16 protein-coding genes, 1 pseudogene and 1 riboswitch are annotated in these 15040 nt (G+C 68.1%); of the genes and pseudogenes, 8 read left to right on the top strand and 9 right to left on the bottom strand.

Features of this window, described 5'->3' with window-relative positions; translation table 11 throughout:
• Positions 1-103 precede the first annotated feature (103 nt).
• Positions 104-601: an HsmA family protein gene (locus I2E26_RS07185; protein WP_195420186.1), complete on the top strand. Its 498-nt coding sequence runs from the start codon at positions 104-106 to the stop codon at positions 599-601.
• A gap of 114 nt (positions 602-715) precedes the next feature.
• On the opposite strand, the gene I2E26_RS07190 is transcribed toward I2E26_RS07185, so the two are convergent.
• A complete protein-coding gene (locus tag I2E26_RS07190) occupies positions 716-1384 on the bottom strand; it encodes a Crp/Fnr family transcriptional regulator (RefSeq protein WP_195420187.1) in 669 nt (222 codons plus the stop codon).
• Positions 1385-1557: 173 nt separating this feature from the next.
• Between I2E26_RS07190 and larA the strand changes: the two genes are divergently transcribed.
• Positions 1558-2832, top strand: coding sequence for a nickel-dependent lactate racemase (larA, locus tag I2E26_RS07195; RefSeq protein WP_195420188.1), 1275 nt, complete (start codon positions 1558-1560; stop codon positions 2830-2832).
• Positions 2833-2921: 89 nt separating this feature from the next.
• A pseudogene (locus tag I2E26_RS07200) lies at positions 2922-3542 on the top strand (MIP/aquaporin family protein); the annotation flags it as partial.
• Between the two features lie 147 nt (positions 3543-3689).
• Here the strand turns inward: I2E26_RS07200 and mazG are convergent.
• From mazG to I2E26_RS07235, 7 genes are all read right to left on the bottom strand, one after another.
• Complete coding sequence (gene mazG, locus I2E26_RS07205; RefSeq protein WP_195420189.1) at positions 3690-4562, bottom strand: nucleoside triphosphate pyrophosphohydrolase; 873 nt, start codon at positions 4560-4562, stop codon at positions 3690-3692.
• Positions 4563-4565: 3 nt separating this feature from the next.
• Positions 4566-5120, bottom strand: coding sequence for a phosphodiesterase (yfcE, locus tag I2E26_RS07210; RefSeq protein WP_195420190.1), 555 nt, complete (start codon positions 5118-5120; stop codon positions 4566-4568).
• Positions 5121-5187: 67 nt separating this feature from the next.
• A complete protein-coding gene (locus I2E26_RS07215) occupies positions 5188-6546 on the bottom strand; it encodes a LarC family nickel insertion protein (RefSeq protein ID WP_195420191.1) in 1359 nt (452 codons plus the stop codon).
• 2 nt (positions 6547-6548) lie between these two features.
• Entirely contained in the window at positions 6549-7334 is a 786-nt protein-coding gene (gene larB / locus I2E26_RS07220) for a nickel pincer cofactor biosynthesis protein LarB (protein WP_195420192.1), read from the bottom strand.
• Between the two features lie 78 nt (positions 7335-7412).
• Positions 7413-7772, bottom strand: a complete 360-nt coding sequence (locus I2E26_RS07225; RefSeq protein ID WP_195420193.1) for an arsenate reductase family protein — start codon at positions 7770-7772, stop codon at positions 7413-7415.
• 163 nt (positions 7773-7935) lie between these two features.
• Entirely contained in the window at positions 7936-8307 is a 372-nt protein-coding gene (locus tag I2E26_RS07230; RefSeq protein WP_147588428.1) for a hypothetical protein, read from the bottom strand.
• A gap of 169 nt (positions 8308-8476) precedes the next feature.
• Positions 8477-9910: an aminotransferase class I/II-fold pyridoxal phosphate-dependent enzyme gene (locus I2E26_RS07235; RefSeq protein WP_195420194.1), complete on the bottom strand. Its 1434-nt coding sequence runs from the start codon at positions 9908-9910 to the stop codon at positions 8477-8479.
• A gap of 215 nt (positions 9911-10125) precedes the next feature.
• Between I2E26_RS07235 and I2E26_RS07240 the strand changes: the two genes are divergently transcribed.
• The 3 genes from I2E26_RS07240 (at position 10126) to I2E26_RS07250 (ending at position 12738) form a co-directional block, all read left to right on the top strand.
• Positions 10126-11055: a LysR family transcriptional regulator gene (locus I2E26_RS07240; protein WP_195420195.1), complete on the top strand. Its 930-nt coding sequence runs from the start codon at positions 10126-10128 to the stop codon at positions 11053-11055.
• Between the two features lie 89 nt (positions 11056-11144).
• Complete coding sequence (locus tag I2E26_RS07245) at positions 11145-11678, top strand: Gx transporter family protein (RefSeq protein ID WP_195420196.1); 534 nt, start codon at positions 11145-11147, stop codon at positions 11676-11678.
• Between the two features lies 1 nt (position 11679).
• Entirely contained in the window at positions 11680-12738 is a 1059-nt protein-coding gene (locus I2E26_RS07250) for an FAD:protein FMN transferase (protein WP_229056484.1), read from the top strand.
• A 111-nt stretch (positions 12739-12849) separates the two neighbouring features.
• Here I2E26_RS07250 and murB read toward each other — a convergent pair whose 3' ends face one another.
• Positions 12850-13794: a UDP-N-acetylmuramate dehydrogenase gene (gene murB, locus I2E26_RS07255; RefSeq protein WP_195420197.1), complete on the bottom strand. Its 945-nt coding sequence runs from the start codon at positions 13792-13794 to the stop codon at positions 12850-12852.
• A gap of 97 nt (positions 13795-13891) precedes the next feature.
• Positions 13892-14027: riboswitch (FMN riboswitch) on the top strand.
• A 7-nt stretch (positions 14028-14034) separates the two neighbouring features.
• On the opposite strand from murB, the gene I2E26_RS07260 reads away from it, so the two are divergent.
• Together I2E26_RS07260 and I2E26_RS07265 are read left to right on the top strand one after the other, a co-directional pair.
• Entirely contained in the window at positions 14035-14592 is a 558-nt protein-coding gene (locus I2E26_RS07260) for an ECF transporter S component (RefSeq protein ID WP_147588423.1), read from the top strand.
• Positions 14593-14599: 7 nt separating this feature from the next.
• Positions 14600-15040, top strand: a 441-nt coding sequence (locus I2E26_RS07265) for an ATP-binding cassette domain-containing protein (protein WP_195420198.1), incomplete at its 3' end; no start/stop codon positions are given.

Below are 15040 nucleotides of genomic sequence, written 5' to 3' on the forward strand. Positions count from 1 at the left end.
CAACCCCGCCGTTGCATCGGTGATATTCCGTCACTATGATGAACCGCGTTCAGATGAACCTTGTTCACAGTTAGGATCGAGAGGCACAAAGAAAGGAACCCCCATGTCACCGCTTCTTATGATCGCCAGCATCGCCATCACGGCCGCTCTCGTCTTCTACACCATCGGCGTCTTCGCCGAGCGCCGCGCCGGCCACCTCGCCGGCAAGCACCTCGCCCTGTTCTGGATCGGCCTGGCCTGCGACACCACGGGCACCACGGTCATGACCATCATGGCCCGCAGCGGCGCGGCGGGCGAGGCGGCGCCCGCCATCCACGGCATCACGGGCCTGCTCGCCATCGTGCTCATGCTCTTCCATGCGGGCTGGGCGACCGTCGTCTACGTCCGCGGCCGCCGTCATGACGAGAAGGCCATCCGCCAGGAGCAGACCTTCCACCGCTTCAGCACCATCGTCTGGCTGCTGTGGCTCGTCCCCTACATCATCGGCCTGCTCGTAGGCATCCCCATGATCCACATGGAGACCGTCCCCGCCGTCGCGCTCTCCTGCGCCATCGTGGCCGTCCTGGCCTTCTTCCTGCTGAAGCCCGCCCGAAACAACTAACCGGCCCATCTGCGCCCCGAACGAAAGCGCCGGCCGCCCTTCCTCTCGGGCGGCCGGCGCTTTTCCTTTGCTCCGGTAAGGCGCCGGCATGCGAGCGCAGCATGCGGGCCGGAGCTAATCCATCACATAGCGCTCGAGGTACTTCGGGTCGTGGATCACGATGTGCGCGTCGTGGCCCTGGGTCGAGATGACCCCTTTCTCCCGAAAACCGCGCAGGATGCGGTTGACGCTGTTGCGCGACGAGATGCCGCAGAACTGCGCGATGTCCTCGTTCGTCACATCCAACGAGATCATCGAGCCGTCCTCGCATGCCACGCCGTAGCGGCTATTCAGGTCGAACAGCAGGCCGCCCACCGCGCCGATCTTCCCGTTCATGGTGAGGTAGCGCATGCGGTGCAGCGAGTCCTCGAGGCTGTTGCGGTAGTAGTCTTTCACGTACGTGAGCAGCTTGGGGTCCTCGTTCACATACCGCCAGAACGTCACGCGCGGCACCATCATGCAAACGGCCTCGGACGACTCGACGCGCACGCTGAAGGGCGACTTCGCCTGGCAGCTCACCTCGTCGCGCAGCAGCGAAACCGGGCTTGGTCCTTGAATGTAGACGATGTTGAACTCGTTTCCCTCGCGCAGGGTCACGCTCGCCTTCACGACGCCCGAGACGAGGATGCACACCGAGGATTGGTCGAGCCCGTAATACGAGAGGTACTCGTGGCGCGTCTTGCGCACTTCGGGGTACCCCTTCTCCTTCAAAAAATCTACGAGGTAGTCATGGCTCTCCGCCATGGGCTTCACCTCCCCTTTCATTCGAAACCTCACGGTTTCGAACTGTAGCGAACCCAGCGCGGCGGTCGGTAACAAATGATATCTACATCAGGTACCTCATGCGCCGCCGCCCGTCCCCATAGTTGCAAGGCGTCATATCCGCATTGCAAGCAAGGGAAGAACAGGGATCGCATATGTTTGAACTGGACGTGCCCTACGCGCGGGAGCATCTGCGCATCCGGCTACCCGAACAAGACGTAGCCGGCGTGCTCTTAGGGCACCAAAACGAATACAAACGGGACGGTACGCAGGAAGAACTCATCGAAAGCGCACTCGATGCGCCGTTCGACTCTCCAACACTCGAAGAGCTCGCGCAGGGCAAACGCGACATCGTGGTCATCAGTTCCGACCACACGCGCCCCGTCCCCTCGAAGGTCACCATGCCCATTCTGCTGCGGCGCATTCACGAGGCGGCGCCGGATGCCCGTGTTCGCATCCTCGTGGCCACCGGCATGCACCGTTCCTCCACACATGAGGAGCTTCTCCATAAATATGGCGAAGAAATCGTGGCCGAAGAAGAGATCGTCATGCACGTGGCCACGGACGACGACGCCATGGTGCGCATCGGCACGCTGCCGTCGGGCGGCGACTGCGAGATCAACGCCATCGCCGCCCAGGCCGACCTGCTCATCGCCGAAGGATTCATCGAGCCGCATTTCTTCGCCGGCTTCTCCGGGTCGCGCAAATCGGTCCTGCCGGGCGTCGCCTCGTACAAAACGATCGCATACAACCACAACGGCGGCTTCGTCCACGACGGACGCGCTCGCGCCGGCGTGCTGCACGGCAACCCGGTGCACCGCGACATGATGGCGGCGGCGCGGATGGCGAACCTGGCCTTCATCCTCAACGTGGTGCTCGACGGCGACCACGAGGTCATCGGCGCATTCGCCGGCGACATCCAGGCCGCGCACCAGGCGGGCTGCTCCTTCGTGCGCGACCTGGCAGGCGTTTCGGCCGTGGACTGCAACGTAGCCATCACCACCAACGGCGGCTACCCGCTCGACCAAAACATCTACCAGGCGGTCAAGGGCATGACGGCCGCCGAGGCGACGCTGCCCGATGGCGGCGTGATCATCGCTATCGCCGCCTGCGAGGACGGCCATGGCGGCGAGGGCTTCTTCCGCAACATCGCCGAGGGCGATCCCGCCGCCTTCGAGGCGGGCTGCATCGAGCGCCCCGCGGACCAAACCCTGCCCGACCAGTGGACGGCGCAGATCTTCGCGCGCATCCTCGCCCATCACCCGGTCATCCTCGTAAGCGACCGCTGCGACCATGACATGATCCGCGCCATGCATATGACCCCCGCGAATACGGTGGACGAGGCGATCGCGCTCGCTCGCACGCTGGTGGACGGCGACGCCCGCTTCGCCATCATCCCCGACGGCCTGGGCGTCGTGGTTGCCCGCTGACACGACGCCGTACGGCACCATCCCCCTCACACGAAATGGAATCGCTTATGATCAATCATCTCTTTGCAGAATTCGCCGCAACCGCGCTCATGATCGTCTTCGGCGTGGGCGTGCACTGCGACGTCGCCCTCAAGGGCAGCAAGTACCGCGACTCGGGCCATATGTTCGCCATCACTACCTGGTCGTTCGGCATCAGCGTCTGCCTGTTCATATTCGGCGGCGTCTGCATGAACCCCGCCATGGCGCTCTGCCAGGCGCTCGTGGGCATCATCCCATGGTCGTTCGTGGCCCCCTACGCCCTGGCGGAGATGCTCGGCGGCATCGCCGGAGCCTGCATGGCCTGGCTCATCTACGCCGACGACTTCAAGGCATCCGAGGGGGAGGTCGACCCCGTTGCGATCCGCAACATCTTCTCCACCAACCCCACGCCCGAATCGTACAACCTGGTGCGCAACTTCCTCATCGAGGCGTTCGACACGTTCGTCTTCCTCACAGGCATCCTGTGCATCGCCGCGCAGGCGGGCGACAACCTGCTCGCCTTGGGCATCGGCGTCGGCCTGCTCGTGTGGGCCGTCGGCATGGGGCTGGGCGGCGTGACCGGCTTCGCCATGAACCAGGCGCGCGACCTGGGCCCCCGCATCGCCTACCAGCTGCTGCCCATCGCCGCCAAGACCAGCAACAACTGGATCTACGGTCTGGTGGTCCCGGGCATCGCGCCGTTCGTCGGCGCCATCGCGGCCGCGGCGTTCACCACCTTCGCGCTGGGCATCGTATTCCAAACGGACGCGGGACGGCCCGGGCGATCGTGCCCGGGCCGTCCCGTTTTCCCTCTGGGCGCGGCCGCCTTGGCCCCGCGCCTATACCTCGCGCGCTTTAGCGCGGTCCCACAGGTCGTCGAGCTCGTCGGTCGAGAGGCTCTCGAGCGCGACGCCCTGCTCGAAGGCCGCTTCCTCCATGGCCGCCCAACGCGCGCGAAACTTCGCCGTGCTCGCCCGCAGGGCGCTCTCGGCGTCTATTCCATCCTTGCGCGCCACGTTCACCAGCGCGAACAGCATGTCGCCGAACTCCATCTCGCGCGCCGCGCTGCCCGGCTCCTCGCGCTCGTACTCGGCGCGCTCCTCGGCGACCTTCTCCCACACGGCGTCGACGGACTCCCATTCGAAGCCGAGCGCCGCGGCCTTGCGCGACACCTTCTGCGCCTGCATGAGCGCGGGCAGGGCGCGCGGGACGCCGTCGAGTAGGCCTTCGGGGCGCTCCCCCGCGCTGGCGGCCCGCTCGTCCTTCGCGGCCTTTTCGGCAACCTTCACCGAATCCCACAACGCCAGCACCTCGTCGGCGCCGTCGGCCGCCGCCCCGCCGAACACATGCGGGTGGCGGCGGATAAGCTTCTCGTTGATATCGTTGGCGACATCCTCCAGCGTGAACGCGCCCGCATCGGCCGCGATCTGCGCGTGCAGCACCACCTGCATGAGCACGTCGCCGAGCTCCTCGCGCAGGTGCACGATATCATCCGCCTCTATACAATCGACGGCCTCGTAGGCCTCCTCGATCATGTTCTTGGCGATGGACGCATGCGTCTGCTCGCGATCCCATGGGCAGCCGTCGGGCTGGCGCAGGCGCCAGATGGTCTCGACGAGCCCCTGCATCGCCTCGCGCGCATCCGCGAGCGTGGCCGTATCGCGCACCAAGCCGGCAAGGCTGCCGCCCGCCACCGCTTTCCACTCTCCCATGGGCTACTCCTCCTCCAGGACCACGTGGCGAAACGCGCCATCCTCGTAGATGCCGTAGCTGTGCGTCCCATCCTTGGGAATGGAGACGCTGCCCGGATTGAAGAGCCAAAGCCCCTCGCGCTGCGCGCAGGCCTCGTTCACCTTGATATGCGTGTGGCCGAATACGAGCGCCGAGCCGTCCGGCAGCGCGGGCACGCGGTCCACGCTGTTGTGCAAGCCGGCGCCGAACACGTGGCCGTGCGTGAAGAAGAGCGTGCGACCCGCCTCGTCGACGAGCTGCGCGCTGTCGGCCATGCAGGGGAAATCGAGGACCATCTGGTCCACCTCGGCCTCGCAGTTGCCCCGCACGGCCAGGACGCGGCCGGTGGCGGCCAGGTCGTTGAGCAAGCCGATAACGTGCTTGGGCGCGTAGTCGCGCGGCAGGTCGTTGCGCGGGCCGTGATAGAGCAAGTCGCCCAGCAGGACGACCTTATGGGGATCCTCGCGCTCGATAGCGGCCATAAGGCGATCGGCCCAGTAGGCCGACCCGTGGATATCGGAAGCGATGAGCACCTTCATGGGATTCCTTTCCGTAGCAAAGAGCCCGGGCGCGCCAACGTCCATCGCGGACGATGCGCGCGTGCGCTTATTGTACCGCGGGGCCGCCGGCATCGATGCGCGCCCGCACGGCCTGGTCGACGACGCCGTACGGCAACCCCTCGCGCCGTGCGACGGCGGCCACGTCCTCGTACTCGGGCGTGGCGCGCCGCGAGCCGTCGGGCAGCTCGACGCGCTTCACCGCGACCGGCCCCCAGGCGGTTTCGACCTGCTCGGCGCGGCGCGGCAGCACGGTGCGCTCGACCACCTGGCGGCGCACGCCGATGGTGGTGGTCTCGCGCAAGACGACGCGCTCGAGATCGGACGCCGCATCCACCGCGCAGATCACCTGCAGCTGGTAGGCGGGGCGACCCTTCTTGGTGAAGACGGGCAGCCAGTGCACCTCCCAGGCGCCCGCGGCGCGCAGGCGCTCGGCGGCGTACGCAAGCTGCTCGCCCGAGGCGTCGTCGATATCGCACTCGAGCTTCACCGCCAACCCGTCGCAGGCGGATGCGGGCGCCTCCTCGCGGATGAGGAGGGCGCGGACGAACGACGGCACCTCGTAGCAGCGCTTACCGGCGCCCAGGCCGCATCGCGCGACCGTGTAGCGCGCGGGGAGCTCGAAGGACGGGTCGAGCGCCGCCACCAGGGCGGCGCCGGTGGGCGTGACGAGCTCCCCCTCCACGCCTGCGGGCGCCAAGGGCAGCCCGTGCGCCGCGCAGATGTTCACCGTAGCCGGCACGGGCACGGGGATCACCCCGTGCTGGCAGCGGATCGTGCCATGGCCGTCGCGCAGCACCGGCACGATCGCGCGCTCGATGCCCAGGTGGTCGAGGAGCACGGATGCCGCCACGATGTCCACGATGGAGTCGACGGCCCCCACCTCGTGAAAATGAACGTCCTCCACCGCCACGCCGTGAGCGTGGGCCTCGGCTCGGGCAAGGATCTCGAATGCGCAGCGGGCGAGGTCGCGAGCGCCGGGCGCAAGCGGGGCGGCGTCGAGCAGCTCCCGGATGTCGGCGAGCGAGCGATGCTCATGCCCATGCGCATCGTGCTCGTGCGCCCCATGCTCGTGCGCCCCATGCCCGTGCGGTCCGCGCCCATGGCCCTCGTGCCCGCGTGGGCCGCCTGCGCCGACGCGGCCCCCGTGCAGGTAGGCCATATCATGGTCGCGCCCATCATGGGCCGCGTCGAGCACCACGTCGAAATCGCAGCAGGAGAGCCCCGCCTTCTCCACGCGCGCCACCTCGATGGAGAAGCCCCCCACCGGCAAGGCGCCAACCGCCGCGCGCACGGCCGCCTCCGCCTCGGCACCGCCCAGGTCGAGCAACGCGCCCACCAGCATGTCCCCCGCGATGCCGAACGGACAATCCAGGTAGAGCGTCCGCGGCGCACCGTGCACAGCCATGGCTACCCCTCCCTCGTATAGCAGCCGGACGCGCGGCCCGGCAGATGGTTGATCAGCGACGCCTGGTAGGCAGCGCCGAATCCGTTATCGATGTTGACGACCGACACCCCGCTCGCGCAGCTGTTCACCATCGCGAGCAGCGCCGTAAGGCCGCCCAGGTTGGCGCCGTATCCCACGCTCGTGGGGACCGCGATGACCGGGCACGCGGCCAGCCCGCCCACCACGCTGGGCAGCGCGCCCTCCATACCGGCGATCGCGATGACCACCTGGGCGCGGGCGATATCCTCGGCATGCGCGAGCAGCCGATGGATGCCCGCCACGCCCACGTCCTGCAGGACGCGCACGCGGTTACCCAGGAAGCGCGCCGTGAGCGCGGCCTCCTGCGCCACGCGGCCATCGCTCGTCCCCGCCGTGACCACCAAGATCTCGCCGTTGCCCGTGGGCTCGGGCAGCTCGCCCGCCACGACCGCGGCCGCCTCATCGTGATACGTGCATGCGCACCCCAGCTCGGCGAGGCGGCGCGCCTTCGGCGCATCCACCCGCGTGACCAGCACGCGCTCCTGCCCGCGGCCGCGCAGGGCCTCCACGATGGCGGCTATCTGCTCGGCGGTCTTTCCGGCGCCGTACACCACCTCGGATACGCCGGTCCGCGCGCCCCGGGCGCAATCGACCGACGCGAACCCCAGGTCGGCCACCGCGTCCAGGTGCACCCGCTCGACCAGCTCGTCGGGCGGCATCGAACCGTTCGCCACGCGCGCTGCGAGCGCGCGCAGATCATCCGCGTCCATCTCGTCCCCTCTTCACTAAAAAACGCCCGCAGCGCGGCCGCCACTCGGGCGGAGCGGGCTGCGGGCGCGCATCATCGCTTACAGCGGGGCCTCTTCCCATGCGGGCTCCTTAAAGCCCACCAGGACGAAATCATCGCCCACCACCAGCGGGCGCTTGACCAGCATGCCGTCGGTGGCCAGCAGGTCGAACGCCTCGTCATCGGACATGCCGGCGTCGAGCTTGGCCTTGATGCCCAGCTCGCGATACTTCATGCCGCTCGTGTTGAAGAAGCGGCGCAGCGGCAGCCCCGAGCGCTCGTGCCAGGCCTTCAGCTCGGCGGCTGTGGGATTGTCCTCCACGATATGGCGGTCGGCATAGGCCACGCCGTGCTCGTCGAGCCACTTCTTGGCGCGCTTGCACGTGGTGCACTTGGGGTATTCGATAAACAGGACGGACATCATCGCCCCTTTCCTCGTATGGTCACGCAGCCGCCCGCCGTTGCGCAGGCGACCTCGTGCAGCGATTCTACCACGCGAATGCAGCGACCCCGCCGCATCGGGTAACACCGATGGGGCGGGGCCGGACGCACATGCGGCGCAAACGCCGCCATCGCCTGCGAACTTACAGCATGACCTGCTTGTTCACCTTATGGGCTGCAAACGAGAACACCACGCCCACCACGGCGTTGGCCACCACGGGCATCCACAGCCCCTGCATGAACATGATGTAGAACACCGACGCCGCGTTCACGATGAGCGCGATCACGACGATGGGCAGGATGCCCGTCACGCGCGACGGCACGTTGGCCGCGGTGGAGCCCAGAAAGCCCAGCAGCAGGTCGAACAGGGTCATGAGCGCCGTCAGCACGGCGATGAGGATACCCGCCAGCGTGTCGGCGTTGATGAAGTTCATCACGGTGAAGGGAATGAACAAGCCGCCCAGGGCGAGCATGACCAGGCTGGTTATCTTGAGCAGTTTCTGCATGGTGGACATAGGGCGTGCGTCTCCTCTTGGTCGCTTTCATTTCGTGCGAAGACGATTGTACCCGCGGCGCGCCCCGTTCGCACGGCGTCGCGCACGAGAGAGGCCGCAGCGCAGACGAACGGTCTCCCGGCGCCGCGCCGGCGCTGGAAGCGGCACCGCGCGCCCAGACGGTGCCTGTCTAGGCATCGCGCATGGCAGCGAGCCCCTCGTCGCACAGGGCGCCCAGGCGGCGCACCGTCTCGCGCATGTCGTCCTCGGTGGTCTCGGGATGGATGCAGCAGATGCGCAGCACCTTCATCCCGCGCAGCTCGGTGGTGAAGACGCCGGCGAACCCGCTCGCCACCATGCGGCGCGAGATGCGGGCGTTCAGCCGGTCGAGCTCCTCCTCGCCCAAGCCCGCGGGCGCATAGCGGAAGTTGATCATGGCCATCTGCGCCGGCGACACGATCTGCACGCGCTCGTCGCGCTCCAACTCGTCTTGCGCCCAGCGCGCCAGGTCGAAACCGTGCTCGACGGCAGCCGAGAGCGCATCGGACCCCATGACCTGCAGCGTGAACCACAGCTTGAGGCCGCGCGCGGGGCGCGTGAGCTCGGGACCCAGGTCCCAGGGATTGGTGATCTGCGCCGACTCCTCCAGGTCCTTGAGGTACTCGGGATGCGCGTTGAAGCTGCGCAACAGCGTGCGCTCGTCGCGCACGAGCACCATGCCGCACGAATAGGTCTGGAAGAGCCATTTATGGGCGTCCCAGCTCAGCGAGTCGGCGCGCTCCACACCGCGCAGCATGTCGCGGTAGCGCGTGAGCAGCACCGACGCGCCGATAGCGCCGTCGACGTGCATCCACAGGCCGTATGCCCGGGCGATGTCGGCGATCTGCGGCAGCGGCCCCACCGCGCCGGTGTTGGTGCTGCCGGCGGTGGCGATGATCGCGAACGGCTTGAGGCCGGCGTCGCGGTCCTCCACGATCGCGCGCTCGAGAGCGCCCAGATCCATGGTGAAGTCTTCGTCGTGGCAGGGAATCACCCGGATGCGCGACGGCGCGATGCCGATCATATGCAGGCCCTTCGCCACCGAGCTATGCGTCTGCTCGGACACGTAGGCCACGCCTCGGCACCATTCGTCCTCGGCGAGCTTGGCGTCGCGGGCGGCGACGAGCGCCGTCATATTGGCCATCGATCCGCCCGAGACGAAGACGCCGCCGGCGCCCTCGGGAAAACCGGCCTTGTCGCAGAACCAGCGCAGCAGCTCGTGCTCGGCCACGCAGCCCGCCGGGTAGTTGGCAAAGCTGCCCGCATGGCGGTTGTAGCCGGAGGCCATCATGTCGCCCAGCCACGACAGGGCGTTCACCGGGCCGGGAACGAAGCCCATGAAGCGCGCATGGTCGATGTTGTAGCCGTAGCCGATGATGTCGCGCTGCATCTCCTCGACCACCTCGTCGAGCGGCCGGCCCTGCGCGGGGATGCCGCGCTCGGCAATGGCCCGCAGCCGCTCGGGCGATGCCTCGCAGCTCACCGGCCCCTCGGACAGATGGCGGTTGCGCGAGAACAGCTCGCACACGAAGCGGACGGCGGCGAGCTCGACATCGGCCTCCTGGGCCGTTCCCTTGGCATACATGGCATTCCTCGTTTTCTTGATTGGCGGCGTCGAAGGCGTATAACGCTCCGCGCCGGGCGGGAGCGCAGGCGAGACGCGCCGGAAGCGATATTCACAACGAGGTCCATCGTCGCAACACGCGATCCATATGTAAAATGAAACTATTCGAAGCATCGTTCGATTTTGTTTATACCAAGAGGTAAAAGGCATTTCATCACAGTGCCCAAGGAGGAAGCATGGAGCTACGCGAGATCGAGACCTTCCTCGCCATCATCGACTGCGGCACGTTTTCAAAGGCGGCCGAGAAGCTCGGCTACTCGCAGTCCGCCGTGACCACGCAGGTCAAGCAGCTCGAACACGACCTCGGTGCGCGCTTGTTCGACCGCGTGCCCCGCGGCGCCGTCCTCACCGACCAGGGCCGCGCATTCGCTTTCCACGCCCAGGAGCTCATGGGCGCCGCGCGGGCGGCGCGGGCCTCGGTGGCCGCCGACCCGCTCGATCCGCACGATATGACGGGGACGCTGCGCATCGGCGCCGTGGAGTCCATCGCCACCGCCATCCTGCCCGACCTGCTCATCCGCTACCACGAGGTCTGCCCGCGCGTGCAGGCCGTCGTCGTGAGCGCGCCGCGCGACCTCATGGTGGAGGGCCTGCGCAACAACACCCTCGACCTGCTTCTCACCATGGAGCGCCACCTGCACCTGCCCGGCCTGGTCACGCACGCGCTGAGGCCCGAGCCCGTCGTCTTCGCCGCGGCGCCGCAGCTGCTGGCCGCATGCGACGTCGCGGCGGACGCGGGCGACCCCCTGGGCGCCGAGCAGCTCGTCCAGCTCCCCTTCGTCCTCACCGAGCACGGCGAGAGCTACCGCCTCGAACTCGATCGCGCCCTCGACGCGCTCGACCTGCGCATCGATCCCCTCGTCGAGGCGGGCAACACCGAGACGCTGGTCCACCTGGCCGAAGCGGGCGTGGGCGCCACCTTCGTTCCGCGCTTTTCGGCCCGACGGCGCCTCGACGCCGGCGCGCTCGTGGCGATCCAGACCGACTTGCAGCCCGTTCGCATGGAGACCCAGCTCATCCATCACAAGCAGAAATGGATCACCGCGCCCATGGCGCGCTTCATCGAGCTGCTCGAAACCGAGCTCGAAGCGGGCGCCGAAGCATAGCGATGCCGCCCGCTCCGAGCAGCCCGGCCGAAAGCGCGGGCGCATGCGAATGGCGCCATCGCCGGCAACCGTTCGGTATACTTAGGCGCATGGAACCACGAACCGCACCACAACGCCACCGCCACGACTCGCCCGGACGACGCGCCGCCCTCTACGGCGTGCTGGCCGCCATGGCGCTCGTCGCCGGCTACCTGGAGATGCTCCTGCCGCTTCCCGTCAACGTGCCCGGCATCAAGCTCGGCCTGGGCAACGCGGTGGTCCTCTTCGCGCTCCGGCGCCTCGGCGCGCGCCCTGCAGCCATCCTCATGCTCTGCAAGGCGGTGGCGTCCACCATCCTCTTCGCCAACCCCCAGACGTTCGTCTTCAGCCTGGCGGGCGGCGCCCTTTCCTGGCTCGTCATGGCAGCCGCCGAACGCAGCGGCGCGTTCTCGCTGGTAGCGATCTCGGTGCTGGGAGGCATCGCCCACAACGTGGGCCAGCTGCTCACCGTGGCCGCGCTGCTATCCCCGGGGGTCGCGTGGGTCAACGCGCCGTTCCTGCTCGTGGCAGGCGTGCTCTGCGGCGCCGCGGTCGGCGTGCTCGTGCGCGCCGTGGACGCGGCCCTTCCGCAGAAAGGCATGTGATATGGCAGATGACGCGCTGATGCGGCCCGCGAGCCGCCGCTCGATTCTGGCCGCCGCGGCGACCGCCGCCGGGAGCCTGCTCGGCACCTGCGGATGCGCGACGAACGCCGGCGGCGGGGCGGCGGCGGGCCGCTCGGCCGAACCCGTCACGGGCTCGACCTTCGCATTCGATACCTATTGCACGTTCACCGTATACGGCGATGACGCCGCGCCCGCCCGGCTCGCAGCGGCCTGCACGCGCTTCGACGAGCTCTTCGACCTCTACGACCCCGCCAGCGATATCGCCCGAATCAACGCCGCGGGCGGCGCCCCCGTATCGGTCGACCCCGACACCGTCGCCCTCGTCCGATGCGCGCTCGATTATTGCGCCGAGGCGGGCGGGCTGTTCGACATAACGATCGGAGCCGTCTCCACGCTGTGGGACTTCCAGGCCGGCGCGCGTCCGAGCGACGAGCAGGTCGCCGCCGCGCTGCCGCATGTGGATTGGCAAAAGGTCGTCGTGGACGAGGCGGCCGGCACCGTTCAGCTCCTCGACCCGGAGGCCCGCCTCGATATGGGCGGCATCGCCAAGGGCTACATAGCCGACCGCCTCTGCGAGCTGCTGCGGCGCGAAACCAACGCCTCCGCCGCCGCGCTCTCGCTGGGAGGCAACATCGCCTACCTGGGTGCGAAGCCCGACGGATCGCCCTGGAACACGGGCATCCGCGACCCCAACCACCCCGGTGGAAACCGCACCGTGGGCACCGCGCGCCTCGCCGGCGGCTCGCTTGTGACGAGCGGCCTGTACGAGCGCACGTTCGAGCTCGATGGCGTCACGTACTGGCACATCCTCGACCCGCGCACCGGGATGCCGGTGGCCACCGACACGGCCAGCGTCACCGTGGCGTGCCCCTCGTCCGCCACCGCCGACGCGCTCTCCACCACGCTGTTCGTAGCCGGCAGCCGCGAGGGCGCCGCCCTGGCAGACGCGCATGAGAAGACGGCCGCCTACTTCATCAAGACAGATGGTTCGACGGCCGAGAGCAGCTCCTGGCAGGAGCTCACGGATTTTAAAGCATAGGACGGCGGCGCTATACAACCGGCCCTCCCGGTAGCGCGGCGTCCGACGCGAGGGAAACCCGCAGAGGGCCGCCCCGCCTCAGATTCGTGCCTGTCCCTTTTCCGAGACGCGTTAGAATTCGCCGATGCGACGGACCTCGGGCTCGAGGTCCACGCCGAACTGGCACTTGACCTCGGTCTGGATGTGCTCGATGAGGCCGCAGACGTCGGCCGCCGTGGCGCCGCCCGTGTTCACCACGAATCCGCAGTGCTTCTGCGACACCTGCGCCGCGCCCACCGAGGCGCCGCGCAGCCCCGCATCCATGATGAGCTTGCCGGCGAAGTACCCTTCGGGGCGCTTGAAGGTCGATCCGGCCGAAGGCATCTCGAGCGGCTGCTTCTCCTCGCGACGCGCCTGGAAATCGTCCATGGCGAAGCGGATCGCATCGGGGCTGTCCGGTGCGAGCGCGAACGTCGCGCGCAGCACGACGAGGCCGTCGGAGTTGATACGGCTCTTGCGATAGCCGAACGCCAGCTGGTCCGCCTCGAGCGTGCACACCGAACCGCGCTGCCCGCGCTTGCTGGGCACGTAGACCTCCACGGACTCCAGCACATCGGCCGTCTGTCCGCCATAGGCGCCCGCATTCATGAAGCATGCGCCGCCCACCGTGGCGGGGATGCCCCACAGGGGCTCCATGCCGGACAGGCCCGCATCGGCCGCCGCAAGCGCCACGTCGCGCAGCAGCGCGCCGGCCTCGGCCGTCACACGGGTGCCCGACACCGAGATGGCCTGCATGGTATCGCGCAGCAGCACCACGACGCCGCGAATGCCGCGGTCGCCCACCAGCAGGTCCGACCCGTTGCCCACGATGGTCACCGGGACGTCCGCGAACGTGCAGGTATCGAGCACGCGCACGAGCTCCTCGGGCGAATGGGGGCGCACCAGCAGGTCCGCGGGACCGCCGATCCGAAAGGTGGTATGCAGCTTCATGGGCTCGACCATGAGGACGTCGTCCTCGCCCACGATGCCGCCCAGCGCGCACATCAGATCGGGATTGAAGCTTTCGTGTTCATGCATGGGGCACCGCCTCGTCGTTGCGTTCTTTACGATGCCTATCATACCCAGCGGCTCGAACCTTGCATACCGCTCCATAAAGCGGGTATAGTGGCGCTTGCATATGTTTCAGGGCGGGGTGCGATTCCCCACCGGCGGTGAGCGGCCACGCGCCGCAAGTCCGCGAACCGCGTACAGCGGCCGATCCGGTGCGATTCCGGAACCGACGGTTATAGTCCGGATGAAAGAAACGGAGGATGCCTCATGAGCGGCACCACCAACACCAAGACCATCGCGCTCACCGCGCTCTTCACCGCAGCGTCGCTGGCGCTGAGCTTCATCCAGATCCCCATCTTCCCCGCCGCCCCGTGGCTCATGTACGACCCCTCGGGCATCGTCTGCCTCATCGCGGCCCTCATCTTCGGGCCCAAGATCGGCGCCGCAGCGGCCATCATCTCCTGGATCCCCCGCGTCTTCCTCGATCCCTTCGGCGCGCCCATGGGCATCCTGTCCACCTGCGCGCTGGTGGTTCCCGCCGCCCTCATCTACCGCGCCGGCGGCCGCACGCGCAAGGCGTCGCTCATCGGCATGCTCGCCGGCGCGGCGCTCTCCATCGCGGTCTCCTGCGCTATGAACCTCGTGGTCACGCCCCTCTACACGCCCATCAGCATCGAAGCCGTGGCGGGCATGATCATCCCCATCCTGCTGCCCTTCAACACCATGAAGATGGTCATCAACGTGGCCGCGGGCAGCGCGCTGCTGGGCCCCTGCCTCAACGTAGCGGGCCCGGGCGCCGGCACGGGCGACCGCAGGAAGCGCTAGCCCCGCCATGCCCGCCGCCGTAGACCCCCGTTCGAACACCAGCTGCATCGAGCTCTCGCACGTCGACTTCCACTACGGAGACGACGGCGATGCGCCGGCGCTGCACGACATCTGCCTGCGCATCGAGGCAGGCGAGCACGTCTGCATCCTGGGCGGCAACGGGTCGGGCAAATCCACGCTCGTGCAGCTCATGAACGCCCTGCTCGTCCCCTGCGCGGGAACGGCGACCGTCTTCGGACTGGACACCGCCCTCCCCGACGCCGTGGCACCCATCCGCCAGCAGGCGGCCATGGTCTTCCAGCACCCCGAGGACCAGATGACCACGAGCATCGTGGCCGACGACGTGGCCTTCGGACCCGAGAACCTGGGCATCCCCTCCAAGCAGATCGCGCAGCGCGTCGACGACGCCCTGGCCACCGTGGAGATGGCGGCCTTCGCGCAGGCCGAC

Origin of the sequence: Collinsella sp. D33t1_170424_A12 (assembly GCF_015554865.1) — a bacterium.
In the GTDB taxonomy this organism is placed as follows: Bacteria; Actinomycetota; Coriobacteriia; order Coriobacteriales; family Coriobacteriaceae; genus Collinsella.

Excerpts from the sequence above, each read along its gene's own strand:
- I2E26_RS07185 (WP_195420186.1), top strand. The coding sequence starts at position 104 with ATGTCACCGCTTCTTATGATCGCCAGCATCGCCATCACGGCCGCTCTC.
- I2E26_RS07190 (WP_195420187.1), bottom strand. The coding sequence starts at position 1,384 with ATGGCGGAGAGCCATGACTACCTCGTAGATTTTTTGAAGGAGAAGGGG.
- larA (WP_195420188.1), top strand. The coding sequence starts at position 1,558 with ATGTTTGAACTGGACGTGCCCTACGCGCGGGAGCATCTGCGCATCCGG.
- mazG (WP_195420189.1), bottom strand. The coding sequence starts at position 4,562 with ATGGGAGAGTGGAAAGCGGTGGCGGGCGGCAGCCTTGCCGGCTTGGTG.
- yfcE (WP_195420190.1), bottom strand. The coding sequence starts at position 5,120 with ATGAAGGTGCTCATCGCTTCCGATATCCACGGGTCGGCCTACTGGGCC.
- I2E26_RS07215 (WP_195420191.1), bottom strand. The coding sequence starts at position 6,546 with ATGGCTGTGCACGGTGCGCCGCGGACGCTCTACCTGGATTGTCCGTTC.
- larB (WP_195420192.1), bottom strand. The coding sequence starts at position 7,334 with ATGGACGCGGATGATCTGCGCGCGCTCGCAGCGCGCGTGGCGAACGGT.
- I2E26_RS07225 (WP_195420193.1), bottom strand. The coding sequence starts at position 7,772 with ATGTCCGTCCTGTTTATCGAATACCCCAAGTGCACCACGTGCAAGCGC.
- I2E26_RS07230 (WP_147588428.1), bottom strand. The coding sequence starts at position 8,307 with ATGTCCACCATGCAGAAACTGCTCAAGATAACCAGCCTGGTCATGCTC.
- I2E26_RS07235 (WP_195420194.1), bottom strand. The coding sequence starts at position 9,910 with ATGTATGCCAAGGGAACGGCCCAGGAGGCCGATGTCGAGCTCGCCGCC.
- I2E26_RS07240 (WP_195420195.1), top strand. The coding sequence starts at position 10,126 with ATGGAGCTACGCGAGATCGAGACCTTCCTCGCCATCATCGACTGCGGC.
- I2E26_RS07245 (WP_195420196.1), top strand. The coding sequence starts at position 11,145 with ATGGAACCACGAACCGCACCACAACGCCACCGCCACGACTCGCCCGGA.
- I2E26_RS07250 (WP_229056484.1), top strand. The coding sequence starts at position 11,680 with ATGGCAGATGACGCGCTGATGCGGCCCGCGAGCCGCCGCTCGATTCTG.
- murB (WP_195420197.1), bottom strand. The coding sequence starts at position 13,794 with ATGCATGAACACGAAAGCTTCAATCCCGATCTGATGTGCGCGCTGGGC.
- I2E26_RS07260 (WP_147588423.1), top strand. The coding sequence starts at position 14,035 with ATGAGCGGCACCACCAACACCAAGACCATCGCGCTCACCGCGCTCTTC.